Consider the following 21,904-nt stretch of genomic DNA (forward strand, 5'->3'; position numbering starts at 1 on the left):
GAGAAGTCGGGCCCCGGGCCGGTCGGTCCGGTGGTGGGCGTGCTCGTCACGCGGGCGCTCCTGTCCTCGGCAGCCACGGGTCCATGCGCCCGCGGCCGATCCGGTGGTCGGGGTCGAGGGAGGCGGCCACCGCGCGCAGCAGCACGGCGCTCGCCGGGGCGGGTCCCCACGCGGGGAGATCGGTACCCGCGGGCCGGGACCGCAGGGTGGACGTGCCGCCGGCCGCCGCGAGCCGGCGGTGCACGGCCGCGACCACCTCGGCGTCGGCGGGCACGGTCAGCGTCGCGACCCCGGTGGCGGGCGCCGCGGTCACGTCCTCGGCGTCGGCCTCGCCGACCAGCGACGTCAGGACCTCGCCGAGCTGGGTGGGACGCACCCCGACGCGGATCACCGCCCGACCGTCCGGGCCCTCCACGGCGTCGGCGTGCGAGGACCAGGCCGCGTCCGCGTCGGCGGCCGGGAGCTCCGCGGCCCCGTCGAGGAGCCCGGCGAGTCGCGTCGCCCGCCCCTCGACACCACCCTCGGTGCCTTCCAGCCGGACCAGCAGCCGACCGTCGGACCACTCCAGCGCGGAGGGCTCCACCGGGGTGTCGGTGACCGCCCGGCCCGCGGCGGGCAGGCCGGCCAGGTCCGGGCACGGCAGCGCGACGGTGCGCACCGCGGGCGGACGGGGGTGCAGGCGGAGCACCACCTCGGACATCACCCCGAAGGTCCCGTGCGCGCCGTGCAGCAGCTTCGCGAGGTCGTAGCCGGCGACGTTCTTGATCACGTGCCCGCCGGAGCGCGCCACGGTGCCGTCGGCCAGGACGACGGTCACGCCGATCACCAGGTCGCGCAGCGAGCCGTACGCGAGGGCGAGCGGGCCGGAGTCGGCGGTGGCGAACAGCCCGCCGACGGTGGCGCCGCGGCGCACCCGGGCGGCGTCGAACGCGACCCGCTGCCCGTGCTCGGCCAGCGCGGACTGCAGGGCGTCCAGCGGCGTGCCCGCGCCGACCGCGACGGTCATGTCGCCGGGGTTGTGCGCGACGACGCCGGCGAGGCCGCGCACCGAGATCACGGTCGCGTCCGGGGCCGGCGGGGCGGCCCAGTCGGCGGCGGTGCCCGCCCCGGTCGCGACGACGGGTCCCGGGGCGTCCCGGACGGCGTCACGCAGTTCGGTGGTGGTGGTAGGTGCCGTGGTGGAGGTGCTCACAGTCGGCTGATCACTCCGGCCTCCTCGAGGGGATGCGGGCGGAACGGGCCGGGCCGCTCACCGCAGAGCCGCGGCGTGGGAAAGATCTTGCCGGGGTTGCACCGACCGTCGGGGTCGAAGCCCGCCCGGACCCGCTGCATGACCGCGAGGTCGTCGTCGGTGAACATCCGCGTCATCGAGCACGCCTTGTCCGCGCCGATGCCGTGCTCGCCGGACAGCGAGCCACCCAGCTCCACGCAGAGTTCGGCGATCCGGCTGGAGAGGTCCTCCGCGGTCTCGTGCTCGCCCGCGGCCTCCGAGTACAGGACCAGCGGGTGGAGGTTCCCGTCGCCGGCGTGGAACACGTTGGCCACGCGCAGCCCCACCTCGGAGCCCATCTCGGCGATGCGGGTCAGCACCTCGGCGAGGCGGGTGCGGGGCACGACCCCGTCCTGGACGAAGTAGTCCGGGCTGATGCGCCCGACCGCGGCGAACGCGGCCTTGCGGCCCTTCCACACCTTCGCGCGTTCCTCGGGCGTCCCGGCCACGTGGATCCGGGTCGCCCCGTGCTCCTCGCAGAGCCGGGTGATCTCGGCGAACTGCTCGTCGCACTCCTCGGCCGGGCCGTCGAGCTCGATGATCAGCGCGGCGGGGGCCTCGACGGTGTACCCGGCGCCGACCGCGGCCTCGGCGGCCTCCATCGCGAGCGAATCCATCATCTCCACCGCGGCGGGGACGATCGACGCCTCCACGATGGCGCCGACGGTGTCCCCGGCGGCCTCGATCGACGGGAAGTCGGCGAGGACGGTGCGCACCGCCTCGGGCTTGCGCAGCAGCCGGACGGTGACCTTGGTGCAGATCCCCAGCGTGCCCTCGGAGCCGAGGAAGAGGCCGCGCAGATCGGGGCCCGCCTGCTCGGACGAGGGCCCGCCCAGGGTGACCAGCGTGCCGTCGGCCAGCACGACCTCCATCTCGAGGACGTGGTTGGTGGTGAACCCGTACTTCAGGCAGTGCGCCCCGCCGGAGTTCTCCGCGACGTTGCCGCCGATGGTGCAGACCTGCTGGCTCGACGGGTCCGGCGCGTAGTAGAGCCCGTGCGGGGCAGCCGCCCCGGAGATGTCCAGGTTGAACACGCCGGGCTCGAGCACCGCCCGCCGGTTCTCGACGTCGATCTCGAGGATGCGGCGGAGCTTCTGCAGCGAGATCACCACGCCGTCGGCCACCGGGAGCGCGCCGCCGGACAGGCCGGTGCCCGCCCCGCGGGCGACGAACGGGACCCCGTGCCGGGCGCAGACCCGGACGCACGCGGCGACCTCCTCGGCGTCGCGGGGCAGGACCACGACCGCGGGGACCTGCCGGAAACCGGTCAGCCCGTCGCACTCGTAGCTGCGCAGCCCGACCTCGTCGGTGATCACGCACGTGTCCGGCAGGAGGGCGGAGAAGTCCGCGGCGAGCGCGCCGGTGGTGCTCCCCGCGCCCGTGGTGGCTGTCGTCATCGATCTGCACGCTCCCTGAAGGTGGCTCCGGGATCCTCGCCCGCCGCCGTCACGATCGCCACCAGAGCGGCCGGGTCGGAGAGGTCCTCGGTGACATGGTCGGCCCCCGCGGCGGTCAGTTCGGCGGCCGTCGCGGCGCCGGTGGCGACACCGACGGCCAGCGCCCCGGCCGCGTGCGCGGCCTCGACGTCGCGCGGGGTGTCCCCGACGACGACCAGCGCCACCCGACCGCCGTGACGGCGCTCCAGGGTGGCCCTCGCGGTGTGCACCAGGACCGAGCGCGGCCCGGGCAGGTCGCCGTACACCCCGCCCTCGAGATCGAGCGGGCCCGGCGACAGGCCCGCCACGGTGAGCTTGAGCTCGGCGCCCGCCCGGACGTTCCCGGTGACGACGAGCTGGTCGACCCGCGGCCGTGCGGCGAGTCGGGCGAGCGCGTCGGGGACGCCCGGCAGCACCGTGAGCACCTCGGCGAGCTCCGGTCCGCGGCCGTGCCACTCCCGTGCGATCGCGGCGACCATCTCCCGGGTGTAGTCCGCCCCGCGCCGGTGCAGCTCCGCGGCCTCGGCCGGGGGCAGGCCGTCGCGGAAGGCCTCGGCGACGAGGTGGTCGGTCATCCCGCCCATCGGTACCGGCGGCGGCTCCCGGCCGGTGACGGCGACGAACGCGCGGCGCAGCACCTCGCCACCGACCCGCCCGCCGCGCAGCAGCGTGCCATCGATGTCCCAGCACACCCCGACCGGCCGGCTCACCGGCCCGTCCCCTCGGGCACGCGGTCCGACGCCCGCTCGGGGGCCGGGATCCCGGTCAGCTGGTCGGAGATGCGCCGGGCGGCGTCGCGCAGCAACGCCCCCACCACCTCGACGCGGTCCAGGCCCAGCCGCGCCGCCGGGCCGGAGACGGACACCGCGCACGGCGTCGGGGCCTCCGGGACGGCGACGGCGACACAGCGCACGCCGACCTCCTGCTCGCCGTCGTCCACGTGCCACCCGCGCTCGAGGCCCACGCGGATCTCGCGGTCGAGCGTGACCAGATCGACGATGGTGGCTGGGGTGCGGGCCGGCATCCCGGCGCGCTCGACCAGCCGGTGGGCCAGCTCGGCCTCGACGGTGGACAGCAGCGCCTTGCCGACCCCGGTGCAGTGCAGCGGGACGTGGGCGCCGACCTCGGTGAACATCCGCATCGGGTGCGGCGAGGAGACCTGCGCGAGGTAGACCGCCGAGGACCCGTCGAGCCCCGCGAGGTTCGCCGACTCGCCGGTGCGCTCCACGAGGTCGGCCAGCACGGGCCGCACCCCGTCGCCCAGGACCCGTCCGGCCGCGTCCCCGAGGCGGACCAGGCGGGGGCCCAGCGCGTACCGGCGCCCGGTCTCGCGACGGACGTGACCGAGCTCCACGAGCGTGCCCAGCAGCCGATGGATCGTGGCGGCGGGCAACCGGGAGGCGACCGCCAGCTCGGAGAGGGTGGCGCGGCCGCCGGCGTCCGCGAGATCGTCCAACAGGTCGAACGCCCGCTGCAGGGACTGCACGGGGCGACCACCGGGGGACTCCGGCACGGCGGGCCTCCTCCCCGGCCATCCCTGGCCTGCCTCACGGTGGCGTGTCCGGATCAGTCCAGCATTCCGCATCGTGAAAATCAAGTTCCGCGGTGTAGAAATCCGACGGCCCGGGAGCTACCGTCGATCCCGGGCCGCCGCGTCATCGGGGGAGAGGGGCACACCGCCATGCCGCCGACGGGTGTCGACTGAGGTGTCCCGGTCCCGTTCGCGCCCGGACGCCGCCGGGCTCGTCCTGCGGGTGGCCGCGTACGACGACCCGGAGAGCGTCCGGTTCGTCGAGGCCGTGCAGGCCTTCTACGTGGAGCGCTACGGCGGGGCGGACCGGACGCCGGTCGACCCCGCCGAGTTCGCGCCGCCCCGGGGCCTCTTCCTGGTCGGCAGCCTCCCGGGAACGGGCGCGGTGTGCTGCGGGGGCTGGCGCCGTCACACCGCGGCCACCATCGACGTGGCGGACGCCGCGGTGATGCGCCCCGGGGACGCCGAGATCAAGCGCATGTGGGTCGATCCCGCCCACCGTCGCCGGGGGCTCGCGGGCGCCGTCCTCGACGAGCTCGAGCGCACCGCCGGGGCGGCCGGCTGCGGACGGACGATCCTCGAGACCGGCGTCCGACAGCCGGAGGCCCAGGCGTTCTACGAGATCCGTGGCTACGAGCGGATCCCGAACTTCGGCGTCTACCGGGACGAGCCTGACAGCATCTGCTTCGCACGGATCTTGGTGTAAAGGCGTAAGGGTGAACCGCATCACCCGCTCGGCCTACGCTCGTTGAGGGTGTCGTGCATCGACACCGCCTCGTCGCCCGCCTGGCCACCTGCCTCGCCGCCGTCGCCGCTCTCCTGGTCGCCGGCGCCGGGGTCGGCCAGGCCGCGCCGCCGACGGGCCCGGGCGGAACCGGCGGCACCGCGCACGGCACCGGGACCGGGCCGGGGCTCTCGTTCTCGTTCGACGTCACCGAGCACGGCGCCGACCCCCATGCCGCGAGCGGGTACTTCCGGGCGGCGCTGACCCCGCCCGCCGGCGCCCTGATCGCGCCCCAGGGCCCGGCCACGTGCGTGGACGTGCGCGGTGACTCGGTCGGCTTCCTCTACCCGCTGGCCGACGGCACCCGTCCCGCGGCGGTGCCGCTCACCTCGATCCTCATCACCGCGCACGACGGCGGCCCGGGGCGCCCGGACTCGATCGGCTTCGTCGGCCCGCTCCCGACCGCGGCGTTCGCGGGCCGGTGCGCCCCGGCGGTGGCGTTCCTCCCGGTGACCAGCGGCGACGTCGTCGTCCACCCCGGCAGCTGACCCGGCGCGAGCAGGCACCCGCCCCGTCCGACCCGGACGGGGCGCGTGCCCGGCCCGCGGTTAGCGTGACCGCCGTGCCGATCCACGCCCCCGGCGGCGAGCCCGCCCCCGACCCGCGCGGGACCGTCTGATGGCGCGCCCGCTCTCCGAGACCGTCGAGGCCGGATGGGCCGAGGCGCTGGAGCCGGTGGCCGAGGACGTCGCGGCCATGGGCGAGTTCCTCCGCGCCGAGGTCGCGGCCGGCCGGAAGTACCTGCCGTCGGGGGCGAACGTGCTGCGCGCGTTCTCCCAGCCCTTCGCCGACGTGCGGGTCCTCGTGGTCGGCCAGGACCCGTACCCGACGCCGGGGCACGCCGTCGGGCTCTCGTTCTCGGTGGCGTCGGACGTGCGTCCGCTGCCGAAGAGCCTGCAGAACATCTTCCGCGAGTACGGCGACGACCTCGGCCATCCGCCGCCCTCGAGCGGTGACCTCTCGCCGTGGACCGAGCAGGGCGTGCTGCTGCTCAACCGGGTCCTCACGGTGGCACCCGGCGCACCCGGCTCGCACCGCGACAAGGGGTGGGAGAAGGTCACCGAGCAGGCCATCCGCGCCCTCGTCGAGCGGATCGACCAGCCCTTGGTGGCGATCCTCTGGGGCCGTGACGCCCGGTCGCTCACGTCGCTGCTCGGGGAGGACGTCCCGACGGTGGAGTCGGCACACCCGAGCCCGATGTCGGCGTCGGGCGGATTCTTCGGCTCGCACCCCTTCAGCCGGGCGAACGCCTACCTCGAGGAGCTCGGCGACGAGCCGGTGGACTGGCGACTGCCCTGAGCATTGCCGCCGCCGGTCGGGGAGCACAGGGCGCACGCCGGCGACGGTCCGAAGCTGTTTGATGTGCCCCTCGCGGCCGAGCCGAGCGCTCAGCGCCGGACGCCGAACCGCCGCCGCGAGCGTCGCTGCGGAGCGAACATGCTCCAGGCCCGGCTGGGGGTGGTGTCGGGCCGGTGGCGCCCGCAGCGGTCCGCCCGGCGACGCCCGCGCACCAGGTTCATCAGCCGGGCGAACGGGGTCTGCCGGGGCCGCCGGTCGAGCACCGGCAGGGGCCGCTCCGCGACCGCGGGGAGGCCGACGATCTCCGGCGACGGCAGGGGCGGCTCCGCCAGGGCGGCCGCCGTTCCCGTGGCGGGAGCGGCGACGGGCGTGGCCGCGGCGGGCTGGTCAGCGGGCGGTGCCGGGGCGGCGGCCCGCGCCTCCTCCGGCGTCAGTCGCTGCGACACGACCCGCATCGGGACCGGGGCCGAGCGGCGATGCACCGTGCGCTCGGCGCGCGGAACGCGAGGTTCAGCGGTCGTGGACGTGTCCGATCGGCTCACCACGACCTCCGTTCGCCGCACATCCACCCTCGACCCGCTTGTTCGATCTTCACCTACGTACCGTGCAGGCGCAAGAACGAGCGCATGTGCGTCTGCCGACGGCACACATCGCGACCGGTCGGACAGGGGGCGACATGACCGACACGTCAGGTTGGAGCGCGAGCGGGGCCGGTGTCGAGACGGCGCGGCTCGCCGACGGCGGGCTCCTGGTCCGGGCCGTGGGCGACGTCGACGGGCCCGTGCTGCGCTACACGCGCGCCGAGATGGACGCGTTCGTGCGCGGGACGAAGGACGGGGAGTTCGACGACCTGGCCGAGCCCGGCCGGTGCGCGAGGCCGGGTGCCGTCGCGTCCTGACCCGCGCGTCCCGACCCGGCCCGGACACACCTCGGGCCCGGCACGCGCATCGGCGGCCGGGCCCGGGAGGTGGGTGGTCCGGCGCTCGGCCGGACCGGGGTTCAGGCGCGGCTGACCTTGCCGGCCTTCAGGCAGGACGTGCAGACGTTGATCCGCTGCCGGTTGCCCTTGCCGATCCGCGCGTGCACGGTCTGCACGTTCGGGTTCCACCGGCGGTTGGTCCGGCGGTGGGAGTGCGAGACCGACTTCCCGAAACCGGGGCCCTTCGCGCACACATCGCACACCGCAGCCACTTCGAACACCTCTCGACATCGCCGGTCATCCGAGCGCGCGGCACGACACACGTCCGCGCGGCAGAGCTCCACAGTAACGGAGCGCCGGGGCGACCCCGGCCGGTGGGGTGCCCTGCCCGCCGTGTCGGGCGACGCCGTCGGTTGGGGGATGAGAACCTTCATCCCGTGGTGGACATGGACTCCCCGCTCGCGGAGGCCCTCGGCGGGCGCTCGGCGGCCGCGCTGCGCAAGGCGCTCGACATGCACACCGTCGGAGACCTCCTGCGCCACCTGCCCCGCAAGTACCAGCTGGTGAACGACCTCGGGGCCATGGACCCGCGGGAGCTCCGCGAGGGCACCTACGTCACCGTCGTGGCCGAGGTGGAGCGCGCCACCCACCAGCGGCGTCCCCGCAAGGGCGGCCGCGGGATGCTGGACATCACCTCGATGCAGGTCTCGGTCGGGGCGATCGATCTCGGGGTCACCTTCTTCAACCAGCCGTGGCGTCATCTCCAGATGCCCCGCGGGACCCGCGCGATGTTCGCCGGGAAGCTCGAGAAGTTCCAGGGCCGCTGGACGCTCGGGACCCCGCAGGCGCGCAAGATCCGCGCGGAGGGTGATGACGACGACGAGGAGTCGCTCAAGCTCCCGCCGGTCACCCCGATCTACCCGGCCACGAAGAACGTCCAGACCTGGGACCTGCTCGCCGCGGTGCGCCAGACCCTGGAGGTGTTCGACGACCCGCTCGACCCGGTGCCCGAGGACATCCGGCGCCGGCACGGGCTCGTCGACCTCGGACGCGCACTGCGCGACATCCACCTGCCGGCCACGCTCGACGACACGAAGCCGGCGATGCGGCGGCTCACCTGGGACGAGGCGCTGGCGCTCCAGCTCGTCCTGCAGGGCGAGAAGCTCGTGGCGGCCACCGACCGCCCGGCACCGGCCAGCCCCCGTGTCGAGGACGGACTCGCGGCGGCGTTCGACGCGCGCCTGCCGTTCGCGCTGACCGCCGGGCAGCGCAAGGTCGGGGCCGACCTCGCGGAGGCCCTCGCCGGCACGCGCCCGCTGAACCGGCTGCTGCAGGGCGACGTCGGGTCGGGCAAGACGGTGGTGGCGCTGCGCGCGATGCTGCAGGTCGTCGACGCCGGGCGGCAGACCGTCCTGCTCGCGCCCACCGAGGTCCTCGCGGCGCAGCACGCACGATCGCTGCGGGCGATGCTCGGCCCGCTGGGCCGGGCGGGCGAACCCGCGGCGCTGTTCTCCGACGACGGCGACGCGGAGCCGGTCGAGCTCGACTCGAGCGAGCAGGCCACCCGGATCGTGCTGCTCACCGGGTCGCTCTCGGCCAAGGAGCGCCGCGCCGCCCTGCTCGACGTCCAGTCCGGAGCCGCGGGCATCGTCGTCGGGACCCACGCCGTGATCCAGGAGGGCGTCGGGTTCGCGGACCTCGGCCTGGTCGTGGTCGACGAGCAGCACCGCTTCGGGGTGCGCCAGCGCGACGAGCTGCGCTCCCGCACCGGCGAGACGGCGCCGCACCTGCTGGTCATGACCGCGACCCCGATCCCGCGGACCGTCGCGCTCACCCTCTACGGCGACCTCGACGTCTCGGTGCTGGACGAACTCCCCGCGGGGCGGCAGCCGATCGAGACGCGGGCGATCCCCGGCGGGCTGCCCAAGTGGCTCGCCCGGGTGTGGGAGCGCGTCCGGGAGGAGGTCGACGCGGGCCACCAGGCCTACGTCGTCTGCCCGCGCATCGGGGACGACGAGCCGGCCGCCGACGAGAACGCCGACGAGCCCGAGGGCGCCGACGGTGCCGAGGAGGAGCGCCGGCCGCCGCTCGGCGTGCTCGAGGTGGGCGAGCTGCTCGCCGCGGGCCCGCTCGCCGGACTGCGCGTGGAGATCCTGCACGGGCGGCTCCCGTCGGACGAGAAGGACGACGTGATGCGCCGCTTCTCCGCGGGGGAGATCGACGTCCTCGTGGCCACCACGGTCGTCGAGGTCGGCGTCGACGTCCCGAACGCCACCGCGATGGTCGTGCTCGACGCCGAGCGCTTCGGCGTCTCGCAGCTGCACCAGCTGCGGGGCCGGGTCGGCCGGGGCAGCGCGCCCGCGTCCTGCTTCCTCGTGACCGACCTGCCCCCGGCCGGCGCCGCCATGGCCCGGCTGGAGCGGATCGCCGAGATCCATGACGGGTTCGCGATGGCGGACCTGGACCTCGAGCTGCGCAGCGAGGGCGACGTGCTGGGCACCGAGCAGGCCGGGCGCTACTCGACGCTGCGCTTCCTGTCGGTGCGCCGCCACGGCGAGGAGATCGCGGAGGCGCGGGAGGTCGCCCGGACGGTCCTCGAGGACGACCCGGGTCTCACCCGGCACCCTCGTCTCAACGGGCTCGTCCGGGCGGTGGTGGGTGACGAGGGTGCCCAGTTCCTGGACCGGCTCTAGGGCGATCACCCGCCTCGCAGCGGCGGGAGGGACGACGTCCGAACGGCAGAGTCACCGGCTCGAACGGTCCCGCAGGCCGTCGGGCGGCGGACGGGGCACGACCACCGGAGGGAACGCCCCGTGACCGGGCGGACACGGCCTGATGGCCGATCGGCGCGCGACGGCGACCTCCGGGCGCGACACGCAGGTCTCGGATGCGCGGTATCGGTCACGGTTCGGTTACGGTCAGGCAGTCGGTCAGCAACAGCGGGCCGGTGCGCTCGGCCGCTTCACCCGATTCCCGTTCGGCGGCCTCCCCGGAGCGCCTGACCGTCCAGAACGGGACGGAGATCGTCGGCCCGCTCGCACTCCCCAGCGGTCGGGTCGGCCAGGGACATCGTCCCCGTCCGGTCGCCGTCGGGCGGGAGACGACCGCATGACCGCTGTTCTTCCTTCGGCCAGGCCCGTCCCGGCCGGTCGTCACCGTGCCCCCGACGCCGCGACGACCGGTTCCCTCGGCCCGATCCCGCAGGAGTGGACCGGTCGTGCGGCTCACGGTGGCGACGCCGCCGACCCGCGTCAGCAGCGCGACCCGCGCGCCCAGCAGCGCGACCCGCGCACCGGGCCCGCCCCGCTGAACCGCGCCGCGCGCACCGCGGGCCTCTCGCTGGCCGCGCTCGGTGCCCTCGCCGGCGCCGGCGGAGCCGCGGCGCACGGCCTCATCCCGGGCGACCAGCCGGCGCAGACCGGCGAGACCGCCATCCCCACCAACCTCGCGGCGAGCAACATGTCGCTGCAGGGCGCGAGCCACCAGGTCGCGGCGCCCGCGGTCACGACGGTCATGCCGGTGGTCCCGGCCGCGTCGACGGTGCAGGCGCCGCAGTACAAGACGGTCGCCGCGACGGCCCGCCAGGCCCCGGCCGCCGCTCCGGCCGCGAAGCCCGCGGCCGACGAGCCCTCGTCCGCCGCCGCCGACGCGCTCGATGCCGCGGAGTCGAAGCTCGGGAAGCCCTACGTCTGGGGCGCCACCGGGCCGAACTCGTTCGACTGCTCGGGTCTCATGCAGTACGCGTTCGAGCAGGCGGGCCAGGACCTGCCCCGGACCGCGGCCGCGCAGTCCAAGGTCGGCGACAAGGTCTCGATGGACGACCTGAAGCCCGGTGACCTGATCTTCCTCTACAGCCCCGTCAGCCACGTCGTCATGTACGTCGGCAACGGCAAGGTCATCGAGGCGCCGAACAGCGGTGAGGACGTCAAGTTCACCCCGCTGTCGAAGATCGAGAAGAACGTCGTCGGCGCGCGCCGCGTCGCCTGAGAAGCCCTCGCACTCCCCGGCCTCGGCCGGGCGCTCCCCGAACAGAGGAATGGCCCGGGGTTCCCTCCCCGAAAGGGAACCCCGGGCCTTTTTCGGTGAACGGACGCTCCCCAGCTCCCAGTCACCGATGGTCCTCGGACTTGGTCCGACGCTGTCGAACCCGTCACAACAAGGGTGGACCAACGAGCCCGACCTCAACCGGATTCGATCAGTGAATGTGGCGTAGGTCACACTCTTTGCCGGGTCCGCCGGTCTCCTCATCGCGCCGAGCGGTCGATCGGAACGCGGTCAGGCCCGCATCCGGTCGCGCAGGTCACGCATTCCGCGAGCTGCCGCCTGGCGCACGGCGTCGGCGACCGCGGCGTACTCGTCGCGGTCCGCGCCCGGTTGCCCGGCGGGCGACGCGCCCGGAGCGAGGGTCGGGGCCGGTTCCGGGGCGGGCTGCGGCGCGAGGGCCTCCGCGTTCCGGCGCGCCTCGTCCCACGTGGCCACCGCGCGGTCGACCGCCGCGGTGAACTGCTCCCGGTGGTGGGGGTCCGCGGGCTCGGTCGGCGTCGCGAGGCCCTGGGCCACGGCGAGCGCCTCGACGAAGCGGCCGGTCGCGGGCACCGAGACGTCCACGAGCGCCGGGCGGGCCGCGACCTCCCGCGGGTCGGACTCGACGCCGGCGTACTCACGCTGCAGCGCGGCGAACCGGTCCCGGGCGAGTGTCCAGCGGGCCGAGCCGTGGGCGGCGAGCCGCCCCGCGCGGCCGTCGGGATGACCCACGACGACCGAACGCACCCGACGCACCCCGCGGCGCGTGACCATCACCGTCGCGACGCCGGCGGCGATCACGGCGGCGACGAGGTCGACGACCGCGGCGAGCAGCGCGGCCCCGAGGCCGTCCATCGTCCCCTCGGCGACCCACACGCCGAGGAACACGACCGGGGAGAGCACCGTGAGCAGGACCGCGAGCCCGTAGAGCCAGGGCACGGCGGTGCGCCGCAGGGGTGTGGTGCGGTCGGTCATCGCTGCTGGACCTCCTCGGCGCGAGTGTCCACTCCTTGGTACCGGAACCCTCGCGTGCGTGTCGGGCACTCCGGATACCGTGCGCCTGCTCCGCGGCACGTCACCCCCGTCCGGAGAGGTGCCGCCCGGGCGGTGGCAGGGCAGGGTGGGCCCGACGTCGCAGCAGGCCGGTCGGAGTGGGAGGAAGTGTCGATGTTCCGCAAGGTGCTGGTGGCCAACCGGGGCGAGATCGCGATCCGGGGCTTCCGCGCCGCCTACGAGCTCGGGGCCGGCACCGTGGCGGTGTTCCCGGTCGAGGACCGGAACTCCGAGCACCGGCTCAAGGCCGACGAGGCCTACCAGATCGGTGAGCAGGGCCATCCGGTCCGGGCGTACCTCTCGGTCGAGGAGATGATCGCGGCCGCCCGGAAGGCCGGGGCCGACGCGATCTACCCCGGCTACGGCTTCCTCTCCGAGAACCCCGACCTGGCCGACGCCTGCGACGCGGCCGGCATCACCTTCATCGGCCCGCCGTCGCGGGTGCTCGCGATGGCGGGCAACAAGCACCGGGCGGTCGCGGCGGCGCGCGAGGCCGGGGTGCCGGTGCTCGACTCCTCCGACCCGTCCGACGACATCGACACCCTCCTTGCGGCCTCGGAGGAGATGACGTTCCCGCTGTTCGTCAAGGCGGTCGCGGGCGGCGGCGGGCGCGGCATGCGGCTGGTGCGCGAGCCCGACGGCCTGCGCGACGCGCTGTCGGCCGCGATGAACGAGGCCTCGTCGGCGTTCGGCGACGCGACGGTCATCCTCGAGCAGGCGGTGATCGACCCGCGGCACATCGAGGTGCAGATCCTCGCGGACGCCGAGGGGAACGTGATGCACCTGTTCGAGCGGGACTGCTCGGTGCAGCGTCGTCACCAGAAGGTCGTCGAGATCGCGCCGGCGCCGCACCTGTCGGCCGAGCTGCGGGAGCGGATCTGCGCGGACGCCGTCAAGTTCGCGACGAAGATCGGCTACGTCAACGCGGGCACCGTCGAGTTCCTGCTCGACGCCGACGGCAACCACCACTTCATCGAGATGAACCCGCGCATCCAGGTGGAGCACACGGTCACCGAGGAGGTCGCCGACGTCGACCTCGTCGGCGCCCAGCTGCGCATCGCCTCGGGGGAGACGCTGGCCGACCTGGGCCTCTCGCAGGACTCGGTGGCCCTGCACGGCTTCGCGCTGCAGTGCCGCATCACCACCGAGGACCCGGCCAACGAGTTCCGCCCCGACATCGGGATGATCTCGGCCTACCGCTCGGCGTCGGGCTCGGGTGTCCGGCTCGACGGCGGGACCGCGTACGCCGGGGCTCAGATCAGCGCCCACTTCGACTCCCTGCTGGTCAAGGTCACCTGCCGCGGCCGGGACTTCACGACGGCGGTGCGGCGCGCCCGCCGCGCGCTGGCGGAGTTCCGGGTGCGCGGCGTCTCGACGAACATCCCGTTCCTGATGGCCCTGCTCGACGAGCCGGATTTCCGGGAGGGCCGGGTGACGACGAGCTTCATCGCCGAGCACCCGGAGCTGCTCTCCGCCCGCGCCCCCGCCGACCGCGGCACCCGGCTGATGGCCTACCTCGCCGACGTCACCGTGAACCGGCCGAACGGCGCCCCGCCCGTGCTGGCGGACCCGCGGGAGAAGCTGCCGCGCGGGGTGGACCTGCAGGCCGAGCCGCCCGCGGGGTCGCGGCAGCGGCTGGGCGAGCTCGGGCCCGAGGGGTTCGCGTCGTGGCTGCGGCAGCGCAGCGAGGTCGGGGTCACCGACACGACGTTCCGGGACGCCCACCAGTCGCTGCTGGCCACCCGGGTGCGCACCCGCGACCTGCTCGAGATCGCGCCGCACGTGGCGCGGACGACCCCCGAGATGCTCTCGCTGGAGTGCTGGGGCGGGGCGACCTACGACGTGGCGCTGCGGTTCCTGGCCGAGGACCCGTGGGAGCGGCTGGCCCGGCTGCGCGAAGCGGTCCCGAACCTGTGCCTGCAGATGCTGCTGCGCGGGCGCAACACCGTCGGCTACACCCCGTACCCGACCGAGGTGACCGACGCCTTCGTCGCGGAGGCGGCCCGCGTCGGGATCGACATCTTCCGGATCTTCGACGCGCTCAACGACGTCTCCCAGATGCGGCCGGCGATCGAGGCGGTGCGCCAGTCCGGCGGGGCGATCGCGGAGGTCGCGCTCTGCTACACGGGCGACCTGACGGACCCGGCCGAGGACCTCTACACCCTCGACTACTACCTGCGCCTGGCCGAGCAGATCGTCGACGCGGGCGCGCACGTGCTCGCGATCAAGGACATGGCCGGGCTGCTGCGGCCGCCGGCCGCCCGCCGTCTGGTGGGGGCACTCCGCGAGCGCTTCGACCTGCCGGTGCACCTGCACACCCACGACACCGCGGGCGGGCAGCTCGCGACGCTCACCGCGGCGATCGACGCCGGGGTGGACGCGGTCGACGCCGCCGTGGCCTCGATGGCCGGGACCACCTCGCAGCCGCCGCTCTCGGCGCTCGTCGCCGCGACCGACCACACCGACCGGCCGACCGGGCTGGACCTGGACGCGGTCAACGCCCTGGAGCCGTACTGGGAGCTCGTCCGCAAGGTCTACGCCCCGTTCGAGGCCGGCCTGACGAGCCCCACCGGGCGGGTCTACACCCACGAGATCCCCGGCGGACAACTGTCCAACCTGCGCGCGCAGGCCGTCGCGCTCGGCCTGGGCGACCGGTTCGAGCAGATCGAGGACGCCTACGCGGCCGCCGACCGGATGCTCGGGCACCTGGTGAAGGTCACGCCGTCGTCGAAGGTGGTCGGCGACCTCGCGCTGCACTTCGTCGGCGCCGGGGTCGACCCGGCCGACTTCGAGGCCGAGCCGTCCAAGTTCGACATCCCGGACTCGGTGATCGGGTTCCTGCGCGGCGAGCTCGGTGACCCGCCCGGTGGCTGGCCGGAACCGCTGCGCTCCCGCGCGCTGGAAGGGCGGACCGAGCGCCCCGGGCTCGCGGAGCTGTCCGACGAGGACCGCAAGGGCCTGGAGTCCGACCGCGCGGCCACGCTGAACGAGCTGCTCTTCCCCGGCCCGACCAAGGACTTCCGCGAGCACCGCACGTCGTACGGCGACACCTCGGTGCTGCGCAGCCAGGAGTTCTTCTACGGCCTGCGCTCCGAGCTGGAGTACGCCGTCGACCTCGAACCGGGGGTTCAGCTGCTGATCGAGCTCGAGGCGATCTCGGAGCCCGACGAGCGCGGCCTGCGCACCGTGCTCATGTCGCTCAACGGCCAGCTGCGGCCGCTGCAGGTGCGCGACCGCGCCGTCGACACCGACGTCAAGGCCGCCGAGAAGGCCGACCGGTCCGACGAGAGCCACGTGGCCGCGCCGTTCGCCGGCGTCGTGACCCTCCAGGTCGCCGAGGGCGACCAGGTCTCCTCGGGTGCCACGGTCGCGACGATCGAGGCCATGAAGATGGAGGCCTCGATCACCGCGCCGAAGGGCGGCACCGTCGAGCGGCTGGCGATCGGGAACGTGCAGCAGGTCGAGGGTGGCGACCTGGTCGTCGTGCTCGGCCAGTGAGCCGCATCGTCGCGGGCACCGCGGGCGGGCAGCGGATCGCGGTGCCGCCGACCGGGGTCCGGCCGACGTCGGACAAGGTCCGCGAGGCGCTGTTCTCGTTGCTGGAGTCGCGCGGGCTGCTCGAGGACGCGATCGTGCTCGACCTCTACGCGGGCTCGGGCGCCGTCGGGCTCGAGGCGCTCAGCCGGGGAGCGCTGACCGTGACGCTGGTGGAGCGCGACCCGCGGGCGTGCGGGGTGATCCAGCAGAACGCGCAGTCGACGAACCTGCGCGGGGCGATGATCCGCCGGGCCGCCGTCGCGACGTTCCTCAAGCGGGCCACCGACACCGTCGACCTGGTCTTCGTCGACCCGCCGTACGCCGACACCGAGGACGAGGTCGACTCCGTGCTCGCCGCCCTCCCGGCGTGGCTCTCGGGCGGCGCGCTGGTCGTCGTCGAACGGGACTCGCGGTCGCGCACGCCCGCCTGGCCGGAAGCGCTGACCGCCGAGGAGCCGCGGGTCTACGGGGAGACGACGCTGCACCTGGCGTCGTCGTGATCCATGATCGGCGCGTGACCGACCTGGCGACGGCGATCGACGGCTGGGCCCCGGAGCCCGTCACGACGACGGGGACGACGTCGGCGTGGAGCGTCGCCGCGGTCTCGGGTCTGTTCGATCTGGACCCGGTCGCGCGCGAGGGGGAGCCGCTGCCGCCGATGTGGCACTGGTTCGGGTTCCTCGACCACCCGCGCCAGGACCAGCTCGGCGACGACGGGCACCTCGACGCCGGGCACTTCCTCCCGCCCATGGAGCAGCGGCGTCGCATGATGGCCGGCGGGCGGCTGCGGATCCGCACGCCGATGCTGGTCGGGGAGACGTTGACGCGGCGGTCGTCGCTGGTGAGTGCCCAGGTCAAGCACGGGCGCAGCGGCGAGATGCTGCTGGTGACGGTGCGCGACGAGTACCGGCGCGAGGGTTCCGACGAGCCGGTGGTGACCGACGAGGCCGACATCGTCTACCGCTCGCAGGCGCCGGGACAGGCGCGGGGGATCGGGTTCGACTCGCCGTCGGACGAGCCGCCGGCCACCTCGGCCGAGGCAGTGGAGCTCACCCCGGACGCCACGCTGCTCTTCCGGTTCTCGGCGCTGACCTACAACACCCACCGCATCCACTACGACGAGCCCTACGTCACGGCCGTCGAGGGCTACCCCGGCCTCGTCGTGCACGGCCCGCTGCTCGCGCTGATGCTGCTGGAGATCCCGCGCCGGAGCCGCCCGGCCCGCGCCGTCACCGGCTTCGACTACAGACTCTCGCGGCCCGCGTTCGTCGGGACGCGGCTCGTCGCCGACCACCGGGACGCTCCCGGCGACGACGAGCTCGCCGTCGCCTCCGGCGTGCCGGGCACGGCGCCCTCGGTGTCCGGGACGATCACGCTGGGCTGATCGTCCCGGCCGGTCAGAACGGCCGGATCGCCTCGAGGAGGGGCCCGGCGCCGTCGACCACGACGTCGTGGAGCCGTCGCCGGCGCCACACGCCGGGCGTCACCGCGGAGTGCACCTCGACGACCCCGTGGACGCCGGTGCCGCGGTGGGTCTCGCGGTAGCCGCAGCGCTCGCTGACCCGGCGGGAGGCGGCGTTGCCCTCGGCGGCGGCGGTCACCGCCCGCACGGCGCCGAGGTGGGCGAACGCGAGCTCCAGCAGCATCAGCCGGACCCGTCGACCCAGACCGCGGCCCTGCTCGGCGCGCGCCAGCCAGGACGACGTGCGCACCGTGCCGGCGGGGTCGTCGTGCTCGTGGGCGAGGATCACCAGCCCGAGGGCGCGTCCGCCCTCCAGCACCGCGAGCGGCGCCCGCCAGCGCGGGGCCGTCGGCGCCTCGCGCAGCCCCCAGGTGTACTCGAGGAAGCGCCGCGCGGCGGCGTCCCCGGTCTCCTCCGGCCAGCCCAGCAGCTCGTGCTCCCGGCCGGGCTCCACCACGCCGCCCGGCTCGCCGACGATCGCGGCGAGCTCGAGCAGCTCGACGTCGGTGGGGCCGGCGAGGACGAGGCCCGCGTGGGCCACGCGCACGCCGAACTGCGGGTAGAGCGCCGCGAGGTCGTCGCGCAGCAGGCCGGGGTCCACGGGGACCATCGTGGCCCGTGACTATCCGGTCCGGGGATCCGGCATGATCACGCGACATGAAGGCGGTCTGCCCCGGCTCGTTCGACCCCGTGACCCTGGGGCACGTCGACGTGGTGCGGCGCGCGGCCGCCATGTTCGACGAGGTCGTCGTGGCGGTGGCCGTCAACCCGAACAAGCAGGGGACGTTCAGCGTCGACGAGCGCCGCGAGCTGATCGCGGGCGCGGTCGGTGACCTTCCGAACGTCAGCACCGCCGCGTTCACCGGCCTGCTCGTCGACTGGTGCCGTGAGCAGGGGGTCGGCGTCATCGCCAAGGGCCTGCGCTCGGACACCGACTACGCCTACGAGCTGCCGATGGCGCAGATGAACCGGCACCTGACCGGCGTCGACACCGTGTTCCTGACCGCGGACCCGGCGCACACGTTCGTGTCGAGCTCCCTGGTGAAGGAGGTCGCGCGCGGGGGCGGGGACGTCTCGGCGTTCCTGACTCCCGGGGTGCTCGAGGCGCTGACGAGGCGGCTCGCGGAGGGCTGACCGCGCGGGACACGCCCGGACCGGCCGAATGCGCCGTCCGGTCCCGACCGCGCCGCACACTGGCCCAGCCGTCGCGACGCGGGAGGTGGCCGAGGTGTACCGGGTGTTCGAGGCGCTCGACGAGTTGGTGACCATCTGCGAGGAGGCTCGCGGGGTCCCCATGACGACGAGCTGCGTCGTGCCCCGGGGCGACGTCCTGGAGCTGCTCGACGACATCCGGGAGGCGATTCCCGGGGAGCTCGACGACGCGCAGGACGTGCTCGATCACCGCGACCAGCTGGTGAACGACGCGACCGAGGAGGCCGAGAAGGCCCGCACCGAGGCGCAGACCGAGTCGGACCGCATCCTCGCCGAGGCCCGTGAGCAGGCCCAGCAGATGATCGCGGAGGCCGAGCACGAGGCGGAGCGCGTGGTGTCCCGCGGCCGTCGCGAGTACGCCGACCTCACCGACCGCGCCGCCGCCGAGTCGGACCGCATGGCCGAGGCCGGACGGCAGAGCTACGACCGCGCGGTCGCCGACGGGCGCGCCGAGCAGCAGCGTCTGGTCTCCGAGCACGAGGTCACGCTCGCGGCGCGGGACGAGGCCGGCCGCATCGTCGACAGGGCCGCCGACGAGGCGCACCGTGCCCGCACCGACTGCGACTCCTACGTCGACAACGCCCTCGCCGAGTTCACCGAGACGCTCGAGTCGGTGCTCGACACCGTCGGGCGGCACCGTCACCAGCTGCGCAACGGCCAGCAGGGCACGGGCTCGCACGACGACCGCGCCGACCGCGGTGATCGCGGCGACCGGCACGACGACGGGGCCCGCTGGCCCGATCGCGCCAGCGCCTGACGGCGTCCGGAAGCCTGGCCCGTACGCTCGGGGACGGACGTCCGCCGTCGGGAACACGTCCCGCGGCCGAGCACGTTGGAACGCGGCGAGATGACTACTGACAAGACCCCGCAGAGCAGGACCCCCGTGCCCGACTCCGTGAGCCCCTGGACGATCGACGTCCTGCGGGAGCTCTCGCGGCGTCCGGGGACCATGAAGCCCTGGGTGCGCGACGTGCCCGCCCCGGACGACTTCGGGCTCGAGACCATCGGCGTGCCCGCCGGCGAACCGATCCACCTCGACCTGCGCCTCGAGTCCGTCGTCGAGGGCGTCCTCGCGAGCGGCGCGGTGAGCGCCGACGTCGTCGGGGAGTGCTCCCGGTGCCTCGGGCCGGTGAACGACCACGTCGACGTGGACCTCACCGAGCTGTACGCCTACCCGGACTCGGTCACCGAGGAGACGACCGACTCCGAGGACGTCAGCCGGATCGTCGACGAGAAGATCGACCTCGAGCCGGCCGTGCGCGACGCCGTGCTGCTGGAGCTCCCGAACGCGCCGTTGTGCCGTGAGGACTGCCCCGGGGTGGCCTCGCCGGACGAGGAGGCATGGGCCTTCGTGCCCGCCGGGACCGAGCGTGAGAGAATCGATCCTCGCTGGGCCGCCCTCCAGGAGCGATTCGCCGGCGGCAGCAGCTCAGAGAACATGTGATACAGCACGCCGATAGGGAGATCGAACTACCGTGGCCGTCCCCAAGCGCCGGATGTCGCGCGCCAACACCCACGCCCGCCGCTCGCAGTGGAAGGCGTCCGTGCCGGCGCTCGTCGCGTGCCAGAACAAGGCCTGTGGGCAGCCGAAGCCCCCGCACGTGGCCTGCCCGACCTGCGGCCAGTACGCCGGTCGCCGGGCCGTCACCCCGGCCTGATCGCGGCGGTGCCCCCGACGGCGCCCGCGCCCTCGACGGGGCGCGACGAACAGGACCCGGAGGCTCCCGGGACGGACGACGTGCGTGACGAGGACCGAGTCGAGCGGCTGAGCCGCGTGCTCGGGGTCGATGTCGACCCCGAGCTCCTGCAGCTCGCCCTCACGCACCGCTCCTATGCGTACGAGAAGGGCGGGCTGCCCACCAACGAGCGGCTCGAGTTCCTCGGCGACTCGGTGCTCGGCATCTCGGTGACCGAGCGGCTCTACCGCGAGCACCCCGACCTGCCCGAGGGCCAGTTGGCGAAGCTGCGCGCGAGCGTGGTCAACATGCACGCCCTCGCGGGGGTGGCACGCACCCTCGGCCTCGGCGAGCTCATGTACCTCGGGCGCGGCGAGGAGATGACCGGCGGCCGCGACAAGGACTCGATCCTCGGCGATGCCGTCGAGGCGATCCTCGGTGCGGTGCACCTGGAGCACGGCATCGACGTGTCGCGCGACCTGGTGCTGCGGCTGTTCGGCGACCTCATGCACGCCGCGCCCCGCCTCGGTGCCGGCCTGGACTGGAAGACCAGCCTCCAGGAGCTGACCGCGGCGACCGGCCGCGGCGTGCCCGAGTACCGGATCACCGACGAGGGCCCGGACCACGCCAAGGAGTTCACGGCGACCGCGGTGGTCGCCGCGGAGGACCTCGGCGTCGGGGTGGGCCGCACCAAGAAGGACGCCGAGCAGAAGGCGGCGCAGGCCGCGTACGAGGCGCTGCAGGGGTCGACCGACACCGAGCCCGGCTCGGGCGGCTGAGCTGCCCGAGCTCCCCGAGGTCGAGGTGGTGCGCCGCGGCGTCGCCGACCACGCGATCGGGCGCACGATCGCGTCGGTCGAGGTGCTGCACCCGCGGGCGGTCCGTCGGCAGCCCGGCGGTGCGCCCGAGCTGGCGGGCCGGCTGACCGGCCGCACGCTGGCTGCCGCCCGTCGTCGAGGGAAGTTCCTCTGGGTGGACCTGGAGGGGCCGGACGGCGCTCCCGACGGTGCGGTCCTCGTCCACCTCGGGATGAGCGGCCAGTTGCTCGTCCAGCCGGCCGAGCGTCCCGACGAGGCCCACCTGCGGGTGCGGCTGCGGTTCGACGACGGGCGTTCGGAGCTGCGCTTCGTCGACCAGCGGACCTTCGGCGGGCTCACCGCCGTCGACACGGTCGTCGTCGACGGGGAGACGGTGCCGACCCTCGTCGCGCACATCGGCCGCGACCCCCTCGACCCGCGCTTCGACCTCGAGGCCGCGGTCGGGGCGTACCGGCGGCGCCGGACCGAGCTCAAGCGGGCGCTGCTCGACCAGAACGTGGTCTCCGGGATCGGCAACATCTACGCCGACGAGGCCCTGTGGCGGGCGAAGCTGCACTCGCTGCGCCCGACGACGAGGCTGACCCGGCCGGAGGGGCGGCGGGTCCTGACGGCGGCCGTCGAGGTCATGGGGGAGGCGCTCGCCGCGGGCGGCACGTCGTTCGACGCGCTGTACGTCGACGTGCACGGGGAGTCCGGCTACTTCGAGCGCTCGCTCGCGGTCTACGGGCGCGAGGACGAGCCGTGCCTGCGGTGCGGGACCGCGATCGTGCGATCGTCGTTCACCAACCGGTCGTCCTACTGGTGCCCGACATGCCAGAAGGCGCCGCGGCGCACCACTGTCAGGGGGCTCGCGTAGCGTCGCCCGCGAGTCGGATCCGTGTGAT

The 21,904-nt window shown here is 74.6% G+C and carries 23 protein-coding genes; 15 read left to right on the plus strand and 8 right to left on the minus strand.

Features of this window, described 5'->3' with window-relative positions; all coding sequences use genetic code 11:
* Nucleotides 1–46: 46 nt before the first annotated feature.
* From LQ327_RS27300 to LQ327_RS27315, 4 genes are read right to left on the minus strand one after another with little or no spacing between them, the layout of a single operon-like run.
* Complete coding sequence (locus tag LQ327_RS27300; protein WP_230738968.1) at nt 47–1,192, minus strand: FAD-binding oxidoreductase; 1,146 nt, start codon at nt 1,190–1,192, stop codon at nt 47–49.
* Nucleotides 1,189–2,667 carry an FAD-binding oxidoreductase gene (locus LQ327_RS27305; RefSeq protein ID WP_230738969.1) on the minus strand — a complete coding sequence of 493 codons (1,479 nt, stop codon included), beginning with the start codon at nt 2,665–2,667 and terminating at the stop codon, nt 1,189–1,191. Before LQ327_RS27305 ends, LQ327_RS27300 begins: the two co-directional genes overlap by 4 nt.
* The gene (locus LQ327_RS27310) at nt 2,664–3,416 is read right to left on the minus strand and encodes a haloacid dehalogenase-like hydrolase (RefSeq protein WP_230738970.1); all 753 of its coding nucleotides are present in this window, start codon (nt 3,414–3,416) and stop codon (nt 2,664–2,666) included. Before LQ327_RS27310 ends, LQ327_RS27305 begins: the two co-directional genes overlap by 4 nt.
* Nucleotides 3,413–4,219, minus strand: coding sequence for an IclR family transcriptional regulator (locus tag LQ327_RS27315; RefSeq protein WP_230738971.1), 807 nt, complete (start codon nt 4,217–4,219; stop codon nt 3,413–3,415). Before LQ327_RS27315 ends, LQ327_RS27310 begins: the two co-directional genes overlap by 4 nt.
* A 193-nt stretch (nt 4,220–4,412) precedes the next feature.
* On the opposite strand from LQ327_RS27315, the gene LQ327_RS27320 reads away from it, so the two are divergent.
* The 3 genes from LQ327_RS27320 to LQ327_RS27330 all read left to right on the plus strand — a co-directional run bounded on the left by LQ327_RS27320 (nt 4,413) and on the right by LQ327_RS27330 (nt 6,320).
* The gene (locus LQ327_RS27320; RefSeq protein WP_230738972.1) at nt 4,413–4,943 is read left to right on the plus strand and encodes a GNAT family N-acetyltransferase; all 531 of its coding nucleotides are present in this window, start codon (nt 4,413–4,415) and stop codon (nt 4,941–4,943) included.
* Between the two features lie 53 nt (nt 4,944–4,996).
* The gene (locus LQ327_RS27325) at nt 4,997–5,509 is read left to right on the plus strand and encodes a hypothetical protein (protein WP_230738973.1); all 513 of its coding nucleotides are present in this window, start codon (nt 4,997–4,999) and stop codon (nt 5,507–5,509) included.
* Nucleotides 5,510–5,636: 127 nt separating this feature from the next.
* A complete protein-coding gene (locus LQ327_RS27330) occupies nt 5,637–6,320 on the plus strand; it encodes a uracil-DNA glycosylase (RefSeq protein ID WP_230739266.1) in 684 nt (227 codons plus the stop codon).
* A gap of 89 nt (nt 6,321–6,409) precedes the next feature.
* Here the strand turns inward: LQ327_RS27330 and LQ327_RS27335 are convergent, their stop codons facing one another.
* The gene (locus tag LQ327_RS27335; RefSeq protein WP_230738974.1) at nt 6,410–6,766 is read right to left on the minus strand and encodes a hypothetical protein; all 357 of its coding nucleotides are present in this window, start codon (nt 6,764–6,766) and stop codon (nt 6,410–6,412) included.
* A 230-nt stretch (nt 6,767–6,996) separates the two neighbouring features.
* On the opposite strand from LQ327_RS27335, the gene LQ327_RS27340 reads away from it, so the two are divergent.
* Nucleotides 6,997–7,218, plus strand: a complete 222-nt coding sequence (locus tag LQ327_RS27340; RefSeq protein WP_230738975.1) for a DUF397 domain-containing protein — start codon at nt 6,997–6,999, stop codon at nt 7,216–7,218.
* Nucleotides 7,219–7,319: 101 nt separating this feature from the next.
* Here LQ327_RS27340 and rpmB read toward each other — a convergent pair whose 3' ends face one another.
* Nucleotides 7,320–7,511 (minus strand): 50S ribosomal protein L28, encoded by a 192-nt coding sequence (gene rpmB / locus LQ327_RS27345; RefSeq protein WP_230738976.1) that lies wholly within the window; start codon nt 7,509–7,511, stop codon nt 7,320–7,322.
* 174 nt (nt 7,512–7,685) lie between these two features.
* Between rpmB and LQ327_RS27350 the strand changes: the two genes are divergently transcribed.
* Together LQ327_RS27350 and LQ327_RS27355 are read left to right on the plus strand one after the other, a co-directional pair.
* Nucleotides 7,686–9,932 carry an ATP-dependent DNA helicase RecG gene (locus tag LQ327_RS27350; protein WP_230738977.1) on the plus strand — a complete coding sequence of 749 codons (2,247 nt, stop codon included), beginning with the start codon at nt 7,686–7,688 and terminating at the stop codon, nt 9,930–9,932.
* A gap of 415 nt (nt 9,933–10,347) precedes the next feature.
* Nucleotides 10,348–11,226 carry a C40 family peptidase gene (locus LQ327_RS27355; RefSeq protein ID WP_230738978.1) on the plus strand — a complete coding sequence of 293 codons (879 nt, stop codon included), beginning with the start codon at nt 10,348–10,350 and terminating at the stop codon, nt 11,224–11,226.
* Nucleotides 11,227–11,514: 288 nt separating this feature from the next.
* Here the strand turns inward: LQ327_RS27355 and LQ327_RS27360 are convergent, their stop codons facing one another.
* Nucleotides 11,515–12,237 carry a hypothetical protein gene (locus LQ327_RS27360; protein WP_230738979.1) on the minus strand — a complete coding sequence of 241 codons (723 nt, stop codon included), beginning with the start codon at nt 12,235–12,237 and terminating at the stop codon, nt 11,515–11,517.
* A gap of 192 nt (nt 12,238–12,429) precedes the next feature.
* Between LQ327_RS27360 and LQ327_RS27365 the strand changes: the two genes are divergently transcribed.
* From LQ327_RS27365 to LQ327_RS27375, 3 genes are read left to right on the plus strand one after another with little or no spacing between them, the layout of a single operon-like run.
* Entirely contained in the window at nt 12,430–15,813 is a 3,384-nt protein-coding gene (locus tag LQ327_RS27365; RefSeq protein WP_230738980.1) for a pyruvate carboxylase, read from the plus strand.
* Nucleotides 15,810–16,352, plus strand: coding sequence for a 16S rRNA (guanine(966)-N(2))-methyltransferase RsmD (gene rsmD, locus LQ327_RS27370; RefSeq protein WP_230738981.1), 543 nt, complete (start codon nt 15,810–15,812; stop codon nt 16,350–16,352). The genes LQ327_RS27365 and rsmD overlap by 4 nt, the downstream gene beginning before the upstream one ends.
* Nucleotides 16,353–16,366: 14 nt before the next feature.
* Nucleotides 16,367–17,236 carry an HTD2 family dehydratase gene (locus LQ327_RS27375; protein WP_230738982.1) on the plus strand — a complete coding sequence of 290 codons (870 nt, stop codon included), beginning with the start codon at nt 16,367–16,369 and terminating at the stop codon, nt 17,234–17,236.
* Nucleotides 17,237–17,249: 13 nt separating this feature from the next.
* Here LQ327_RS27375 and LQ327_RS27380 read toward each other — a convergent pair whose 3' ends face one another.
* Nucleotides 17,250–17,915: a GNAT family N-acetyltransferase gene (locus tag LQ327_RS27380; protein ID WP_230738983.1), complete on the minus strand. Its 666-nt coding sequence runs from the start codon at nt 17,913–17,915 to the stop codon at nt 17,250–17,252.
* Between the two features lie 56 nt (nt 17,916–17,971).
* Between LQ327_RS27380 and coaD the strand changes: the two genes are divergently transcribed.
* The 6 genes from coaD (at nt 17,972) to mutM (ending at nt 21,876) form a co-directional block, all read left to right on the plus strand.
* On the plus strand, nt 17,972–18,448 hold the full coding sequence (coaD, locus tag LQ327_RS27385) for a pantetheine-phosphate adenylyltransferase (RefSeq protein WP_230738984.1): 477 nt from the start codon (nt 17,972–17,974) through the stop codon (nt 18,446–18,448).
* A 94-nt stretch (nt 18,449–18,542) separates the two neighbouring features.
* On the plus strand, nt 18,543–19,283 hold the full coding sequence (locus tag LQ327_RS27390) for a F0F1 ATP synthase subunit B (RefSeq protein WP_230739268.1): 741 nt from the start codon (nt 18,543–18,545) through the stop codon (nt 19,281–19,283).
* 90 nt (nt 19,284–19,373) lie between these two features.
* On the plus strand, nt 19,374–19,970 hold the full coding sequence (locus LQ327_RS27395; RefSeq protein ID WP_230738985.1) for a YceD family protein: 597 nt from the start codon (nt 19,374–19,376) through the stop codon (nt 19,968–19,970).
* A gap of 31 nt (nt 19,971–20,001) precedes the next feature.
* Nucleotides 20,002–20,184: a 50S ribosomal protein L32 gene (rpmF, locus tag LQ327_RS27400; protein ID WP_230738986.1), complete on the plus strand. Its 183-nt coding sequence runs from the start codon at nt 20,002–20,004 to the stop codon at nt 20,182–20,184.
* Nucleotides 20,185–20,264: 80 nt separating this feature from the next.
* Nucleotides 20,265–20,981 (plus strand): ribonuclease III, encoded by a 717-nt coding sequence (rnc, locus tag LQ327_RS27405; protein WP_230738987.1) that lies wholly within the window; start codon nt 20,265–20,267, stop codon nt 20,979–20,981.
* 1 nt (nt 20,982) lies between these two features.
* Complete coding sequence (gene mutM / locus LQ327_RS27410) at nt 20,983–21,876, plus strand: bifunctional DNA-formamidopyrimidine glycosylase/DNA-(apurinic or apyrimidinic site) lyase (RefSeq protein WP_230739270.1); 894 nt, start codon at nt 20,983–20,985, stop codon at nt 21,874–21,876.
* Nucleotides 21,877–21,904: the final 28 nt, after the last annotated feature.

Source organism: Actinomycetospora endophytica, assembly GCF_021026375.1.
Taxonomy (GTDB): domain Bacteria; phylum Actinomycetota; class Actinomycetes; order Mycobacteriales; family Pseudonocardiaceae; genus Actinomycetospora; species Actinomycetospora endophytica.